Source organism: Kurthia sp. ISK08 (assembly GCF_046159805.1).
Lineage (GTDB): Bacteria > Bacillota > Bacilli > Bacillales_A > Planococcaceae > Kurthia > Kurthia gibsonii.
Genome location: NZ_JBJXHL010000003.1, coordinates 19,680 through 31,785 on the forward strand (window position 1 = coordinate 19,680; position 12,106 = coordinate 31,785).

The 12,106-nt window shown below is 37.6% G+C and carries 15 protein-coding genes and 1 riboswitch; of the genes, 8 read left to right on the forward strand and 7 right to left on the reverse strand.

Annotation, left to right across the window (positions count from 1 at the left end):
- Positions 1-209: 209 nt before the first annotated feature.
- The gene (trhA, locus tag ACKVQX_RS06680; RefSeq protein ID WP_068454041.1) at positions 210-848 is read right to left on the reverse strand and encodes a PAQR family membrane homeostasis protein TrhA; all 639 of its coding nucleotides are present in this window, start codon (positions 846-848) and stop codon (positions 210-212) included.
- Between the two features lie 186 nt (positions 849-1,034).
- Here trhA and ACKVQX_RS06685 point away from each other — a divergent pair, with 186 nt between their 5' ends.
- From ACKVQX_RS06685 to msrB, 5 genes are all read left to right on the forward strand, one after another.
- Positions 1,035-1,874 (forward strand): DegV family protein, encoded by an 840-nt coding sequence (locus ACKVQX_RS06685; protein ID WP_285216123.1) that lies wholly within the window; start codon positions 1,035-1,037, stop codon positions 1,872-1,874.
- Between the two features lie 157 nt (positions 1,875-2,031).
- Positions 2,032-2,844 carry a GDSL-type esterase/lipase family protein gene (locus ACKVQX_RS06690; RefSeq protein WP_336663227.1) on the forward strand — a complete coding sequence of 271 codons (813 nt, stop codon included), beginning with the start codon at positions 2,032-2,034 and terminating at the stop codon, positions 2,842-2,844.
- A complete protein-coding gene (locus ACKVQX_RS06695; RefSeq protein WP_068454039.1) occupies positions 2,837-3,418 on the forward strand; it encodes a YpmS family protein in 582 nt (193 codons plus the stop codon). The genes ACKVQX_RS06690 and ACKVQX_RS06695 overlap by 8 nt, the downstream gene beginning before the upstream one ends.
- 18 nt (positions 3,419-3,436) lie before the next feature.
- Positions 3,437-3,973 (forward strand): peptide-methionine (S)-S-oxide reductase MsrA, encoded by a 537-nt coding sequence (msrA, locus tag ACKVQX_RS06700; RefSeq protein WP_121176645.1) that lies wholly within the window; start codon positions 3,437-3,439, stop codon positions 3,971-3,973.
- On the forward strand, positions 3,963-4,397 hold the full coding sequence (gene msrB / locus ACKVQX_RS06705) for a peptide-methionine (R)-S-oxide reductase MsrB (RefSeq protein WP_338838828.1): 435 nt from the start codon (positions 3,963-3,965) through the stop codon (positions 4,395-4,397). The genes msrA and msrB overlap by 11 nt, the downstream gene beginning before the upstream one ends.
- A 46-nt stretch (positions 4,398-4,443) precedes the next feature.
- On the opposite strand, the gene ACKVQX_RS06710 is transcribed toward msrB, so the two are convergent.
- From ACKVQX_RS06710 to ACKVQX_RS06725, 4 genes are all read right to left on the reverse strand, one after another.
- The gene (locus ACKVQX_RS06710) at positions 4,444-5,610 is read right to left on the reverse strand and encodes a PLP-dependent transferase (protein ID WP_409136128.1); all 1,167 of its coding nucleotides are present in this window, start codon (positions 5,608-5,610) and stop codon (positions 4,444-4,446) included.
- The gene (locus tag ACKVQX_RS06715) at positions 5,603-6,724 is read right to left on the reverse strand and encodes a methionine biosynthesis PLP-dependent protein (protein WP_068454032.1); all 1,122 of its coding nucleotides are present in this window, start codon (positions 6,722-6,724) and stop codon (positions 5,603-5,605) included. Before ACKVQX_RS06715 ends, ACKVQX_RS06710 begins: the two co-directional genes overlap by 8 nt.
- 76 nt (positions 6,725-6,800) lie before the next feature.
- Positions 6,801-6,907, reverse strand: a riboswitch (SAM riboswitch).
- Between the two features lie 142 nt (positions 6,908-7,049).
- Positions 7,050-7,610 (reverse strand): SH3 domain-containing protein, encoded by a 561-nt coding sequence (locus tag ACKVQX_RS06720; protein WP_409136129.1) that lies wholly within the window; start codon positions 7,608-7,610, stop codon positions 7,050-7,052.
- A 180-nt stretch (positions 7,611-7,790) separates the two neighbouring features.
- Complete coding sequence (locus ACKVQX_RS06725) at positions 7,791-9,599, reverse strand: methyl-accepting chemotaxis protein (protein WP_082701436.1); 1,809 nt, start codon at positions 9,597-9,599, stop codon at positions 7,791-7,793.
- Positions 9,600-9,724: 125 nt separating this feature from the next.
- Between ACKVQX_RS06725 and ACKVQX_RS06730 the strand changes: the two genes are divergently transcribed.
- The 3 genes from ACKVQX_RS06730 to ACKVQX_RS06740 all read left to right on the forward strand — a co-directional run bounded on the left by ACKVQX_RS06730 (position 9,725) and on the right by ACKVQX_RS06740 (position 11,348).
- Positions 9,725-9,946 (forward strand): YozE family protein, encoded by a 222-nt coding sequence (locus tag ACKVQX_RS06730; protein ID WP_068454025.1) that lies wholly within the window; start codon positions 9,725-9,727, stop codon positions 9,944-9,946.
- Positions 9,947-10,062: 116 nt separating this feature from the next.
- Positions 10,063-10,767: a purine-nucleoside phosphorylase gene (gene deoD / locus ACKVQX_RS06735; RefSeq protein ID WP_068454024.1), complete on the forward strand. Its 705-nt coding sequence runs from the start codon at positions 10,063-10,065 to the stop codon at positions 10,765-10,767.
- Positions 10,768-10,901: 134 nt separating this feature from the next.
- A complete protein-coding gene (locus tag ACKVQX_RS06740) occupies positions 10,902-11,348 on the forward strand; it encodes an ASCH domain-containing protein (protein ID WP_285216131.1) in 447 nt (148 codons plus the stop codon).
- A 63-nt stretch (positions 11,349-11,411) separates the two neighbouring features.
- Here the strand turns inward: ACKVQX_RS06740 and ACKVQX_RS06745 are convergent, their stop codons facing one another.
- Together ACKVQX_RS06745 and ACKVQX_RS06750 are read right to left on the reverse strand one after the other, a co-directional pair.
- Positions 11,412-11,771 (reverse strand): VOC family protein, encoded by a 360-nt coding sequence (locus tag ACKVQX_RS06745; RefSeq protein WP_087680559.1) that lies wholly within the window; start codon positions 11,769-11,771, stop codon positions 11,412-11,414.
- 13 nt (positions 11,772-11,784) lie between these two features.
- Entirely contained in the window at positions 11,785-12,021 is a 237-nt protein-coding gene (locus ACKVQX_RS06750; RefSeq protein ID WP_087680558.1) for a hypothetical protein, read from the reverse strand.
- Positions 12,022-12,106: the final 85 nt, after the last annotated feature.

Genomic DNA, 12,106 nt, shown 5'->3' on the forward strand with positions numbered 1-12,106 from the left:
GTGCCCCATTTTCGCCCTCGAATGTCCCGTTTGAACGAGCGAATGTCTCGGATCGAAGGGCGAGTGCCCCATTTTCGCTTTCGAATGTCCCGTTTGAATGAGCGAATGTCCCGAATCGCCCTCGAGTGCCCCAAAATGCCGGTCGAATGTCCTTCTACACCTCTCTATCCCCAAATAAAAAAGATTGGATATTACTCCAACCTTCTCAATTAAACATATCCAATAATACAAATGAACATCATCGCACTACCGCCTAAAACGAATAGATGCCAAATCGCATGGTTATAAGGGATTTTTCTATTCGCATAGAAATAAGCGCCAACAGTATATAAAATACCGCCTGTTAATAGAATCCAAAATCCGTTCATCGTAATATGTGAGATGACGGGGTTGAATGCAAAAATAATGACCCAGCCCATCGCAATGTAAAAGATGAGCGATAATGCTTCAAAGCGATGAATGAAGAATACTTTGAATAAAATGCCGATGATTGTTAAACCCCATTCTAATGCGAAAATCGCCCAACCTAATTTCCCGCCGATTGCAAGTAGCGCAAATGGCGTATAAGTTCCTGCGATTAAAATATAAATGGACGAGTGATCAATGATCGAACAGATTTTTTTATAACGCTCTGGTACGCTATGCAATAAAGTGGAAGCTAAAAAGAGAATCATCATTGAAATCCCGAAAATCGTGAAGCTCATCATGTAGAGGGGAGATTCCATCTTTTCTGCTTGCAAAATAAGAAGAATACAGGCAGGAATCGCGAGAATGAATCCAATACCATGTGTAATAGCATTCCAAAATTCTTCTCTCTTTGTTTTGTAATCATCTAGTGCACCATTCATGATGCATCCCTCCTTAAATTTGAACAACTTGTGATAATTCCATTATGAAACAATTTAACTTTAAAAAGAATTGACATTTGTCACATGTATAACATGACAAAAGAAAGTAAAATAGAAAATAAGAAAGCTCATTGTGCAAAAACACAACAAGATGCACGAAGGCAAATTTTAAAGGATGTGCTAGAAATGGGACGTATTCATATCGTAACCGATTCAACAAGTGGAATTACAAAAGAAGATATAGCAAAGTATGACATTCATATTGTACCGTTATCAATTCAATTTAATGGACAAACATATATAGACGGTGTTGATATTACACCTGAACAGTTTTTAGAGCGTATGGGAGAGTCAAAAGAGTTACCAAAAAGCTCACAGCCAGCAGTAGGTGTATTCGAAGAATTATTTAATGAGCTTGGTAAAGATGGCGATGAAGTATTAGTCATTACGATGACAGGTGGTATGAGTGGTACTGTAAAATCGGCAGAGGCAGCCGCAGCTATTTCAGATGCGCATGTAACGGTTGTTGATTCACGCTTTACATCTGGAGCGCTAGGGTTCCAAGTATTAGAAGCAGCAAAAATGGCGCAAGAAGGTCAACATTTAGATGACATCTTAGCTCGTATTGAACATGTAAGACAAAATACACACCTTTACGTAGTAATTGATACATTAGAAAACATGGTAAAAGGCGGACGAATCGGTAAAGCGACGAGTCTAATCGGTTCTTTACTCAATATTAAACCAATTGCGAACTTAGAAGGTGGAGAATATAATCTTGTAACAAAAGTACGTAGCTACAAAGCCGTTACAAAGTATTTGTTTAAGCAATTTGAAGAAGATACAGCAGGCAAAAAAGTACTTGGCGTGACGATTGAACACGCAAATGGTATGAAGATGGCTGAACCTCTTGCCGAACAAATTCAAAAAAGTGGATTCAATGATTTAAAGTACAGTTTTACCTCGCCAATTATTAGTACACATACAGGTCCTGGTGCAATTGGTTTTTGTTACTATACTGAATAATATCCCTTTTAAATAAAAGAAAACATTGTTACAATAAAAGGAAGTTAAGACGTTTTGTATGTGTTTTCAATCGACGAATCGTTTATTGAGAAATGAAAGAGATGAGAATCGCACAACAGGGCGATTCTCTTTTTCGGTTCAGAAAGGTGGAACGTGTTTGAAAAAGTATCATATACTCCTACTCACCTTCATGTTACTCGCGTTGACAGGCTGTAGCGCAACGGAAGCAATTCGTGATACAGGGGTATTTAGTCGAGAAAAAGTATTACCTAAAAAAGAGATTGAACTAGTTGCATTAGGTGACTCCTTAACTGTAGGTGTTGGAGATGAAAAAGATGCAGGTGGTTATGTGGGGCGTCTTGCAAAAGAGATGCCAGAAAAAATGGATGGCGTTGAGAAAGTAAACATTACGCAAACTGCTAAAAAGGGTAGACGTTCAGATCAATTACTCACGCAGTTAAAGAGTGGTGAAATCAATGATGCATTAAAAAAAGCAGACATCATTACGATGACCATAGGTGGAAATGATTTGATGAAAATTTTAAGAGAAAATTTCACCACTTTAGAAAGACAGCATTTTGATACAGAACGCCCGAATTATGAAAAACGTTACATAGAAATTTTTAAATTAATTCGTGCGCAAAATCAAACAGCACCGATTATTGCGGTGGGCGTATATAATCCTTTAACTGTATATGCAGAAGATACATCTGAGTTTGAAAAAATTCTAGATGAATGGAATCAAGATATGAAAAATATCGTAGAAAAAGATGCATATGCCATTTTTGTACCAACTGTAGATTTATTTCATACAAATAAAGCAGAAGTTTATAGCGATGACTATTTTCATCCGAATGCAAAAGGGTATACAAACATGAAGAATCGTATTTTTGAGACATTGGATACAGTAAGTGTCTATAAAAAATCAAACGGTCGCATGAAGATGAAGGGAGAAACAGTAAATGAATAAATGGAAAGTGGCATTCCTTACACTTTTAACATTGATTATACTTGGGTTTGCTGCACTTATTATTTTAATGTTAAGTGGTAAAGAAGACATGCCAAAACCAGAAGCGATTAATCGAACAGGTAGTAGTGTTAATATTTCAACAACACCAAAAGAATTTGAGGATTTAGCGAATACACTCATTCAGAATTCAAATGATACAAAGAATATTCAATTATGGTTAGAAGTAGATAAGGAATTGATTTTAAAAAGTAATGTAGAAGTATTAGGTGTTACAGTACCTGTTACGCTTGCTTTTGAACCAAAAGTAGACGATAAAGGGAATTTAGAGTTATATCAAACAAATGTAAAAGTCGGAATGCTTGATTTACCATCTCGAACAGCTTTACAATTGGTAAGAGATAGTGGTGGCTTACCCGAATGGTTGACAATTCAGCCGAGCGAGAAAACAGCTTATATTGACCTATCTTCATTCAATTTACCAATTGATGGTGTAGGAACAGCGCATTTACGTGCGAAAACCTTTAATCTAGAGAAAAAAGAAATTACGCTACAAATCGTTATTCCTAAAAAATAATGAAAAGGAGTGAAATCGATGGCTACTGAAAAAGCAATTTTTGCAGGTGGATGTTTTTGGTGTTTAGTAAAGCCTTTTGATAAAGAAGAAGGGATTATTCGAGTCCTATCAGGTTATTCTGGAGGACATACAGAAAATCCAACATACGAAGAGGTATGCCTCGATTTAACAGGTCATTATGAAGTGGTGGAGATTGAATATGACCCAACAGTGTATCCCTATGAGAAATTAGTGGAAACATTTTGGACATTAATCGACCCAACGGATGAAGGCGGGCAATTCTATGATCGTGGCTCATCTTATCGAACAGCTATCTTCTATACAACAGAAGAACAAAAACGCATTGCAGAGAAGTCAAAAGCAAAGTTACAAGCCTCTGGGAAGTTCGGACATGAGATTGTCACACCGATTTTACCAGCGAAAAAATTCTATTTAGCAGAAGAATACCATCAATATTATTATCGTAAAAATCCAGAGCATTATGAACGCTATCATGTCGGTTCAGGACGCGCTGCTTTTCAAGAGAAACATTGGGGGACTCAACATGAAAAATAAAGAAGAACGTTTAAAAGAATTAACACCATTACAATATCACGTGACACAAGAAGAAGGAACAGAGCCACCTTATCAAAATGAATATGATAATCATTTTGAAGAGGGAATCTACGTGGATATCGTATCGGGTGAACCATTATTTTCTTCAACAGATAAGTACAATTCAGGTTGTGGTTGGCCTGCTTTTGCCAAACCAATTGATGAAACAGAATTGACAGAATTAGAAGATCGTCGCTTACTTAGTGTTCGTACAGAAGTGCGTAGTAAGGAAGCAGATTCACATTTAGGACATGTCTTCCCAGACGGTCCGAAAGAATTAGGCGGCCTACGCTACTGTATCAATTCAGCGGCACTTCGCTTTATTCCAGTGGATGATTTAGAAAAAGAAGGTTACGGTAGATATCTAGTACTATTTAATAAATAAAATAATGAAGAGGACCTCAGCTCACGCTGAAGTCCTCTTTTTCTATTTATACAGTTACTTTTGCTTTTTCAAGTGCTTGTGAAATATCTGCAATTAAATCGTCAACATGTTCAAGTCCAACAGATAGACGAAGTAAACCATCTGTAATACCACGTTTTTCACGTTCTTCTTGTGGAATGGCGGCGTGACTCATCGTAACAGGATACGAGAGAATCGACTCGACACCACCTAAACTAACAGCGAAGATTGGGATTTGCATGCTTTCTACAAATACTTTTGTGAAGTCACGAGTTGGTAGTTTAAATGATAGAACGGCACCTCCAGAAGTACTTTGACGCTTATGAATGTCATAACCAGGATGTGTCGGTAATCCTGGATAGTAAACATCGACTACATCTTCATGTTGTTGTAAAAATTCTGCGATTTTTTGTGCATTACGTGACGACATCTCAAGTCGTGCATGTAATGATTTAATTCCTTGAATGACAGAGAAGCAGTCATGTGGTCCAAGAATACCGCCCATCCCGTTTTGAATCGCATAAATCGCTTGACCGAGTTCTTCGTCTTTTGTGACAGCGAGCCCTGCAATGACTTCACTATGACCACCTAAAAACTTTGTCGCACTATGCAGTACAACGTCTGCTCCTAAGTCGAGTGGTTTTTGATAAAGAGGTGTCATAAATGTGTTATCAACGAATGTTTTTAATTGGCGCTTCTTCGCAATTTTAACGACACCTTCTAAATCCGTAATCCCAAGCAGTGGATTTGCAGGTGTTTCAGCATAGAGTACAACTGTATTCGGCTGAATCGCTGCTTCAATCGCTTCTAAATCTGTAAAGTCAGCGAAGGTATGCGTAATCCCGTACTTCGGTAAAAGCGTTGTTACAAAGCGATAAGTACCACCATATACTTCGTTCGTTACAACAATATGGTCACCAGCATTTAATGTAAGTAAAGCTGCTGAAATGGCACCGATTCCTGATGCAAAAGCAAAGCCACGTGAACCATTTTCAAGCTGTGCAATTGTTCGCTCAAGTGCATCGCGCGTTGGGTTACCAGAACGACTATAATCATATGGGCCAAAAGCATCGAAATGCTCTTGGTCGAAGGTAGAAGAAGCGTAAATCGGTACATTAACAGCTCCCGATTTTGCTTCGTAATCATGTTTTGTAGCACCTGTAATTAATATTGTTTCAATTTGCTCTTTAGTCATGTACAACAGCCTCGCTTTCTAATACGTTAAATACGTTTTGTAAATCCGCAATTAAATCTTCTGCTTCCTCAATGCCAACTGAGAAACGAAGAAGTGAATCATCTACGCCACGCGCATTACGAATTTCTTCCGGAATGTCTGCATGTGTTTGCGTTGTTGGGTACGTAATAAATGATTCCACACCGCCTAAACTTTCAGCGAAAGCAATCAGTTTTAAATTACGTAAGAATGGATCAATCTGTTTTCCAGATTGTAGACGGAAGGATACCATGCCACCGCGTCCAGCATATAAAACGTCACGTATATGTGGCGACTTCTCTAAAAATGCCACAATCGCCTGAGCGTTTGCTGTATGTTGTTTCATACGAAGGTGTAGTGTTTTTAAACCGCGAAGTAGTAACCAGCTATCAAAAGGTGAGAGTGTCATACCAATCGCATTATGTTGTAAGAAAAGACGTTCACTTAGTTCAGTACCTTTTGACACAACCAGTCCTGCTAATACATCATTATGTCCACCAATATATTTTGTGCCACTATGCATAACAATATCTGCACCTAACTCAATTGGGCGTTGATAGTACGGTGTTAAAAATGTATTGTCGACAATCAATAAAATGCCATATTTTTTCGCAATTTTCACACATTCTTCGATAGAAATTTCCTGCATTAAAGGATTCGTCGGCGTTTCTAAGAAAATCGCCTTAACAGGATGTTCAATAACAAGTTGTTCCACCTCTTCAAGAGATGAAAAGTCGTTAAAGATTGCTTGAATACCATATTGTGCTTCATATTGTGTTGCCAGTCGGTATGTGCCACCATATAAATCCTCCGGGTAAATCACTGCATCACCTGTTTTAAATAGCGAGAGGATTAAATGAATTGCAGCCATACCGCTACTACAGGCGAAACAAGCATCTCCGCCTTCTAAACGTGCAAATTCCTCCTCTAATACCGATCGCGTTGGATTTTTTGTACGCGTGTAATCAAAGCCTGTTGATTCTCCAAGACCTGCATGGCGGTAAGCAGTTGAAAGGTAGATTGGGGCGTTGATTGCACCTGTTTTTTCATCTGAATGTGTTCCCACCTGAGTTAAAAGTGTTTCGATTTTTGTCATTGTCCTCATCCTTTTTTGTGTAATAAAAAAAGTTTTCTTCTAATAGTAAGAAGAAAACTCTATGTAAGAGTGATTCTTCTTATCTTCAAGAACTGCGTCTTACTGGATTTAGCACCTGTCCCTTTAAAGAGGGGGTTGCTGAGATTTCATCGGGCCATGTCCCTCCATCTCTCTCGATAAGAAAACCTATTTAATTAATCGATTATTAGTCAATTAATGGAATCTTACCATGCAAACAGCGAAATTTCAAGCTAAATTAAATAATTATTCAGAATTTAGAGAAGATAAAAAAAGAACCGTAGTCTAAACTACGATTCCCATTTGATTATTTTTTTGTCATTGTTACAAAGTCTTTGTAGACGTAATTTTTTTGACCGTTGAAGTCGAACTCAACCCAACCAAATTTACTTGTAGAATTCACATGAATTTTCGTACCTTTTTTCAAAATACCAAGTGATTTTCCTTTTGTTGAAGCTGTTTTATAGTAATATACATTCGATTTAATTGTCGCATTTGCAGCTTTTTTTGAAGGAACTTTTGATACAAGTGTGTCAGTTGTTGGTTTTTTAGTTGTTGTCGGTTTCTTCGTTGTTGTTGGTTTTTTCTTTGTATTCAACTTCACGTAATCTTTTGAAATATAAGCCAATTTATTATTGAACTTCACTTGGTACCAATATGTTGTTTCTTTATAAATCGTAACATTTGTTCCTTTTGTTAATGTACCAAGATTTTTTGATTTTGGTGTAGATGCCGCACGTACGATTACGTCTTTTGACACAACACCTTCTTTTTTTGTGGCAGCAAAAGCTTCCGTAGCAGGTAAAGTATAAGGTAGAGTAGCACCTGTTAACATCCCAAATGCTAATACGTATTTTGTTAATTTCATTTTGAATCACTCCTCGATTGCTTATACTAGCACTTTTTATCATAAAAGAATAGGGAATATCCGTTTATGTTGCGAGAAAAATGTTATTTTATGAAAAATAGGGCATTTGATATGGAAATAAAAAACAAAGACTAGGACAGAAGCAAAGTAAATACTTAGCTAGCCTAGTCTTTGGTCAGATTAAATTTTAAATTGTTGAACTAAATCACGTAATGAATCTGCTTGACGTGACAATTCTTCAGAAGATGCATAAATTTCTTGAATAGATGCAGAGCCTTGTTCAGCCGCCGCTGCCGATTGATCCGCTTGATGTGCTGTATGTTCTGCCATCGAGTTTACTGCGATGAACGACTGCATAACATCTTGACTGACATTCTTCGTCTCAGCGATTCGCGTTACCATGTTTTCAATAATACGAATCGTTTTCTCTGTCTCGCGTGTAATGGCATCGAATGTTTGAATCGTTTCATTCGTAATTTCGACCCCTTGAATGACTTTCGACACGCCAGCCTCATTTTGCTTGACCATGACCGAAATCTCGTCTTGAATCGTGTGGACAATCGTTGCTACTTCACTTGCAGCGCGTTGTGATTGTTCTGCAAGCTTTCGGACTTCATCTGCTACAACCGCAAAACCTTTACCATGTTCACCTGCACGTGCCGCTTCAATCGCCGCATTTAAGGCAAGTAAGTTCGTCTGTTCAGCAATACTCGTAATCGTTCCGATAATCGATGTGATTTCCTCAGAACTTTCACCAAGACCTGTGACAGTTTGGTTCGTATTCGCAATAACTTCTTCAATCTCCATCATCGATTTTGCAGACTGTTGGATTTTATTTTGTCCTTCTTTTGCTGCTTCACGCATTGTCGCTGAAGTTTGACGTAAATCCTGTGCATCATCATTCAGTTGCAGTGTTGTTTCTTCTAGATGTGACATTTTGTTAGATGATTGCTCCATTGAACGAATCGTCTGTTCGCTGCTCTCTGCGATTTCCGCAGTTGAGTTCGCAATCTGTTGAATTGTTGTCGCGTTTTCCTGTGCAGAAGCAGTCAGTTGTTGGCCACTTGCAGATACATTCTCTGTTAAAGCACTGACTTTTCGCACTAAATTCGCAATCGACTCAATTAATGTGTTTGTACTAGCAGAGATTTGACCAAATTCATCGTCATTTTTAATTTCAAGACGTTTTGTTAAGTCACCACCTGCACTTGCCATATCCAATAGTGAACGATTAATTTTGTGCGTATTCACTTTAATTGTACGGAAGATCGCTGTACCTGACATAAATACGAGAATGATCGACAATAATGTTAAAACGAAGAAAATAATCATCGAAACTTCCGTGCTTTTTTCTACTTTTTTAATTTGTGCATCCGTATTTTTAGCTAATACCTTATTCATCATGTCTATGTGGATATCTACATAAGACATAGCTTTAGCACCTGTTCCAATCTGAACAATTCGTTGTGCCGCATCTAAACCACTCTCTTTACGAACATCAATGACGCGTTTAGAATAGGTTAAATAGTTATTATAAAATTGGTCAATCGAATCAATTCGGTCACGCGCATCACCTTTTTTATTAAAGGCTTTATGTAGATCTTGAAGTGTTTTGTCAATTGTCTCTTTTTGTTCTTCATATTGTCCAAGATATACATCGCTACCTGTTATAATAAAGCTCTGTTCTAAGTTGGATAGTTGTGCAATTTCACCAGCGAGTAAATTGACGCGCATTTGCTGATCTACATTTTTACCCGTCAGTGTTTTGAGTTCATCTTTCAAGCGTTCTGTATTATTGTAAGATACAATAAGCATCGCTGCTAAAATAATGGTGAGGACTGCGAAAACAAGTACTACACGCCCACGAATTAATTTAAGAACCTTGAATGATTTTAAAAATTTTGGGGGAGTGGCATTGTTTTTAGAACTTTTCTTACTTCGTTTCGTAGCTTTTTTAGAAGTGGGTACTTTCTTTTTTGTCATAACCATCGTGTCACCTACTTTACGTAATTTGAAATTTTCTATCTATTCTATATATTACGGAAACAGAAGTAAAAAAGCCATACAAAAATTTCAAAAAACCAATTCTAATTTACTAGTTAAGGAGAATATATATGCGACATAGTTTCTATCAATTTGCATTAACTTACAGAGGAGGAGGTAAAAATGATGTTTTTGCACGATTTGCAGAAGCGATGTTTTTAGATCATACCTTTCCAAAACAATCGGAGGACTTTGATGAACTTTCACGTTACATTGAGGAAGCCGCAGACCCTGATATGACAGCGATTACGTTCGATGATTTTTGGGTATTATACGTAGAGCGTGAAAAATAAGTTTTTAGATTGTCAGATGTCAGACATTAAGTTACAATAGCATAGAATGAAGACTTCCAAGCGAGTTAAAAAGAGCATTTGTTTTCAAAAATATACAGGAATGGTGAGGGAAAAACATGAGCATTCACATTAACGCTGCACAAGGCGAAATCGCAGAAATCGTATTATTACCAGGAGATCCACTACGCGCTAAATTTATCGCAGAGACATTTTTAGAGGACGTAAAACAATATAATGACGTACGTAACATGTTCGGTTACACAGGTACATACAAAGGTAGACGTGTATCTGTACAAGGAACAGGCATGGGCGTTCCATCTATCTCAATCTACGCAACAGAATTAATGAAAGATTATGGCTGTAAAAAATTAATTCGTGTAGGTACAGCAGGCGCATTAAAACGCGACGTAAAAGTACGTGACGTTGTCATCGCACAAGGTGCTACAACAGACTCAAAAATGAACGAAATCCAATTCGGTGGCTTAGACTTCGCACCAATCGCAGACTTCGATTTATTATTAAAAGCATACAACGCAGGTAAAGAAGCAGGCTTAAACCTACGCGTAGGTAACGTATACACAGCGGACCTATTCTACGGCGACAAAAATCCAAACGAACTACTAGCAGACTACGGTGTACTAGCAGTTGAGATGGAAACAGCAGCACTTTACACACTAGCAGCAAAATACGACGTACAAGCATTATCAATCCTAACAATCTCTGACCACCTAATCACAGGTGAAGCAACATCATCAGAAGAACGCCAAACAACGTTCAAAGACATGATGGTTGTTGCACTTGAAGCAGCGATTCAAGACTAATAGGATCTATATGAATGAACCACACACGACTGAGGGTTGTGTGTGGTTTTTTTGTGTATACTAATCATTAGGCTCATGTTTCTTTAGTGAACTTGAGCTATTTTTAGTTAAATTTTAATAAAGGGGTTACAAAAATGAATCAAATTGAATCTTTTTGGCAGCGTTATTGTGAGTTAGAGGGGCTAGAGGGTGTTCGTTATACGGAAGCTTTTCAGTTCGGAGAAAAAGCAGACTGGCTTGCAAGTTTAGTTGTGAATGGAACGAAAACAGCAACTTGTTCGAGCTATCCACTATATGAAATTGAAGGAGATCCACTTCCGAAAGTGGGCGATCATCAAATTGTATTAGATAGTCAAAATCAGCCAGTTGCAATTATTAAATCATACGCTATTGATATTTATCCATTTAACGAAGTACCTGTAGATTTTGCATTAGCTGAAGGAGAGGGGACTTATGATGAGTGGAAGAAGGCACATATTGCTTTCTTTGGTCGTACATTACCTCAGTATGGTTTAGTATTTACAGAAGATATGTTGACGGTTTGTGACCGTTTTGAGAAGGTATATCCTGAAAAAATATAGAGATACAAATGAATAACCCCTATGATTTCGAGAAATCATAGGGGCTTTTTTTTATTCCTCACACTAAATACGCTCTAAAAACTCTAGGCGATTTCCGCAAGGGTCATTCACATAAAAGCGAATCGCGTTTTCAAGTGGTTCATCTTCAATTGTCTCGATGTTGTGTGCGTGTAATGTTTCTTTGAGTAGAGCTAAGTCTTTCACGATAAAGGCTGGATGTGCTTTCGTTGCGGGGGTAAAGGGTTCTTGAATACCGATATGTACTTCATGCTGTCCGCACTTGAACCATACGCCGCCGCGTTTTTTTAGATTGTCTGGTTTTTCTATTTCAGGCATACCTAAGATGTCATGAAAGAAATGTCTATAAGCAGCTTCACTATTTTTCGGAGCAGCTAATTGGATATGATCGATGTCGATGAACATGGTTGGTTCCTCCTTATATACGTTTTCCACGTAAATTAATGAACATTGTAAAGAAAATAAGGCTAAGAATTAAGAAAATAATAATGAAGAAATTCGATAAGAACGGGTTATGGTCGGGTTCGGTTGGATAACTGCCTGTGAATACTTGGGCGAACCAATAAATCATCGTAGCAATGTGCTCTAAACTGAAGACAATGCCACTCGCTATTAAAAAGCTTGCGCTTAATACGATACTACTTTTTTCTGTCATACCGTCATCACCTTCCTAAATATTAGTATAAAGTAAAAAAATGGAATTAAAATAGTTTTTGTGTAAGTTTTCGAAACAAGTGGTA